Source organism: Enterobacteriaceae endosymbiont of Donacia piscatrix (assembly GCF_012569525.1).
Classification (GTDB): domain Bacteria; phylum Pseudomonadota; class Gammaproteobacteria; order Enterobacterales; family Enterobacteriaceae.
On record NZ_CP046200.1, the window covers coordinates 292881 to 296950 of the forward strand.

Genomic DNA, 4070 nt, shown 5'->3' on the forward strand with positions numbered 1-4070 from the left:
GAAGCTTATGATCTCTTAATTTTTTTTTTATTGTATTAATATTATAATTTTTTCTTTTAAGGTTAAAAACCTGTGCAGTTCCTGTTTTAGCTGCTACTTGATATTTTTTTACTGTAGAAAAATAATTATAAATAGTACCATTTTTTTTATTAACTACATTATACATTCCTTTTTTAATTATATTCCAATATTTTATTGATAAATTAATTACTTTTTTGTATTTAGGAGGAAAATAATAAGAAAAAATATTATTTAATTTTTTTCTTTTAAAAAGATGTAAAGGAATACTAATACCATTATTAACTAATATAGTTAATGCATTATGTATTTGTATAGGAGTAGCATTCCAATAACTTTGTCCTATACCTACTGAAATAGTATCCCCTATATACCATGGTATTTGTATATTTTTAAGTTTCCATTCTCTATTGGGCATATTACCTATTTTTTCATTAAAAAGATCAATATTTGTTGATTTACCATAACCAAATTTTATCATCCATTTATATATTTTATTAATTCCTATATTGTAGGCTAATTTATAAAAAAAAGAATCAGATGATTCTTGTAATGCTTTAGTAACATTTAAACATCCATGACCAAATTTTTTCCAATCTTTATAAATTGTATTTAATTTAGGAATTTTCCACCATCCAGGATCAAATAAAATTGTATATTCATTTATTAAATTTAAATTTAATGCTAATAAAGCAATATATGGTTTTACAGTAGAAGCAGGAGGATAGATTCCTTGAATAGTTCGATTAATTAAAGGATCATCATTATTTTTAAATAAAAAATTTATACTATTCTTTTTAAAATTATTTACAAAAATATTAGGATCAAAACTAGGAGTTGATACCATAGCTAAAATTTCTCCATTTCTTGTATCACTAATAATAACAGCACCTTTTTTATCACTCATTAATGAATGAATATAATTTTGTAAATGATAATCAATAGTTAAATAAACATCACTACCTGTATAAGCTTGTTTTTTACATATATTATATGAATATATACCTTTATTATTTACTGCAATTTTTTGATAACCAGGAATTCCATATAATATATTTTCATAATATTTTTCAATACCATTTATACCTTTACCGAAATTATCATTGTAATTTTCTACAGAATTTTTATTTTTAAAAATAATTTTTTTTTTATTATCTGTTGGATTAATATAACCTATTACATGAGCAAAAACATCACTTTGGGGATAAAAACGTTTTTGATAAATTTTTAATGATATTTTAGGAAATCTAAATTTATTTACTAAAAATTTTGATGCTTGAACATCATTTAAATCAATTTTTAATTTAATTAATTTAAAAGGATTATTTTTTTCTCGTTTTTTTATAAAATTTATAAGGTCACATTGATTAATATCTAACCTTAATACTGTTTTAAAAACATTAAAATTTATTTTAAAATCTTTAAGATTATTAAATTTTATTGTAATTTGATAAAAATTTTTATTTTTAGCTAAAATAATACCGTTTCTATCATAAATTAATCCCCTGTTAGGTTTTAGAAAAAAAAAACCAGTATAATTTTGTTCAGCTTGTAATTTATATTTTTTATAAGATTTTATTTGCAAATAATATAAATTATATATTATAACAATTATAAATATTGAAAATATTCTAATTAAAATTTTAATTCTTTTTATAAGAATTTTTAATTTTATTGTATGATTATGTAAAAAATTATAATTTACATTCATAATTATTATATACCTATATATAATTAAAAATATTTTATAACGTTAATAAAATTAATTTTTCTAAATCTATCCAAAAATATTTTTCTGTATAATCTTTTATTATAAAACTTTTAATATTTATTTCAATTTTTAGTAATAATTTAATCATTAAATTTATTTTTTTAGAATTTATTCTATTTAAAATTTTTCTGAAATTTTTTTGTTTTGATATAGGTATTAAAAATTTTTTAAAAATAAAATTTATAGATTTTTTTTTATAATTTCTATATAATTTTAAAATTAGAAAAATATTTTTTTGTAATTTATTTAAGATAAAAAAGATATTTTGTTTATTATTTTTCATTTGTATAATTAATTGAAGACTATTTTTTAAATCACCTAATAAGATAAAATCAATAAATTTTTCTTCTTTAATTAAAATTAAATTATTAAAATAATATTTATAAACAAAATCATTTATATTATTAAAAATTTTTTTTTTTTGTATATAAATATTATTAATTAATTGATTTAACAAAATTAAATTTTGTGAATAATAATTTTTTAACATAAAAATTATATTTTTATCTATAGATAAATCTAATTTTTTTAAACGAAAATTAATCCAATTTAATAATTGATTACTATTTAATTTATTATTTTTTAAAAAAAAAACATTATTATTATCAATAATATTTTTTATTATTTTTTCTGTATTAAAACTAATATAATCATGAATTTCTAAAATAAGAATATTATTAACATCTATATATTTTAATAAAGAAAAAATATAATTTTGAAATTGTAAAAAAATATTTTTATTTAAAAAAAGTAAATGTATTATTTTTTTTTTACAAAAAAAATCATCAATAGTAAATTTTAAAAAAATATCACTCCAAATTGTATCATTATTTATAATAATAACACTATTTTTAATATAATTTAAATTTAATAATTTATTAAATAATAAATGTAAATTTTTTTTTAAAAAAAAAAACTCATTACCTGCTATAATATAGCAATAATATTTTTTATTATAAATTTTTTTATAAAAATCATTAATTAATTTTTGATTCATTTTATTTAACAAAATAAATTTTTTATTTTTTTGTTACTATATTAAAAATTTTATATGGCACATATATTATTTTTAATATTTTAATATTAATTAAAAATTTAGAAATTTTATTATGTGATAATATATATTTTTTAATATTATTATTTTGATCATGATATTTTTCCGGAATTAAAAGAATATATTTTTTTTTCCCATTAATTTGTATAATAATATTAAAATCTTGTTTTGTTTTTGTATTAATATTTTTAATTACAGGCCATAATTGATAATCTATATCATTATTATTTCCCATCTTTTTCCATAACACAAAACAAATATGAGGTGCAAAAGGATATAACATTTTTAATATTATTAATAATCCATTAAAAATGATAAGACAATCAATTTTATTATATATTTTATATTTTATAATTTTTTTAAATAAAATTATTATAGAAGATATTACAGTATTAAAAGATTGATTCTTTTCAAAATTATTAGTTACGTTAATAATAGTTTTATTTATATTATCTTGAATAATAAGTTGTTGTTGATTATATTGAATTATTTCTTGATTATTTTTAATTCTTAAATAATTTTTATATATTTTGTTATATTTATAAATAAATTTCCATAATTTATTTAAAAATCTATACATTCCTTTTATTCCTGCTTCTTTCCATTCTAAATCAAGAGTTGGAGGTGCTGCAAACATAATAAACATACGTAAACTATCAGCTCCATATTTTTTAATTATATCTTGAGGATTAATACCATTATTTTTAGATTTTGACATTTTCATCATACCATAATTAATTAATTTTTTACCTTTTTTATTAAAAAAAAAATTATTTTTTTTATCAAAAACAACATCTTTTGAATTAACCCAATGATATTTTTTTTTATTATCTATATAATAATAAGTATTAGATAAAACCATCCCTTGACATAATAAATTTTTTACTGGTTCATCAATATATAATAAACCAATATCTCTCATTAATTTATGAAAAAAACGAAAATACATTAAATGCATTATAGCGTGTTCTATGCCTCCGATATATTGATCAACAGGTAACCAATATTTAGCTTTTTTGATATTTATCATACTTTTTTTTTCATCATTACAAGTATATCTTGCGTAATACCATGAAGATTCAATAAAAGTATCAAATGTATCAGTTTCTATCTGCCCTTTTATCCCATTTTTGTGATAAGAAAACCATCTTAAATTTTTTTTAATTTTTTTATTATAATTTTCATTTATATTTTCATTAAAAAAAAATTTAGGAAAAACTAAAGGTA

At 16.2% G+C, this 4070-nt stretch carries 3 protein-coding genes; all 3 read right to left on the bottom strand.

Going from position 1 to position 4070, the window contains the following annotated elements:
• The coding region (gene mrdA, locus GJT96_RS01485) for a penicillin-binding protein 2 (protein ID WP_169780460.1) at positions 1 to 1729 on the bottom strand (1729 nt) is incomplete at its 3' end.
• A 34-nt stretch (positions 1730 to 1763) separates the two neighbouring features.
• Positions 1764 to 2786 (bottom strand): DNA polymerase III subunit delta, encoded by a 1023-nt coding sequence (holA, locus tag GJT96_RS01490; RefSeq protein ID WP_169780461.1) that lies wholly within the window; start codon positions 2784 to 2786, stop codon positions 1764 to 1766.
• 22 nt (positions 2787 to 2808) lie between these two features.
• A partial coding sequence (locus tag GJT96_RS02395; RefSeq protein WP_247646074.1) for a class I tRNA ligase family protein occupies positions 2809 to 4070 on the bottom strand: 1262 nt, incomplete at its 5' end.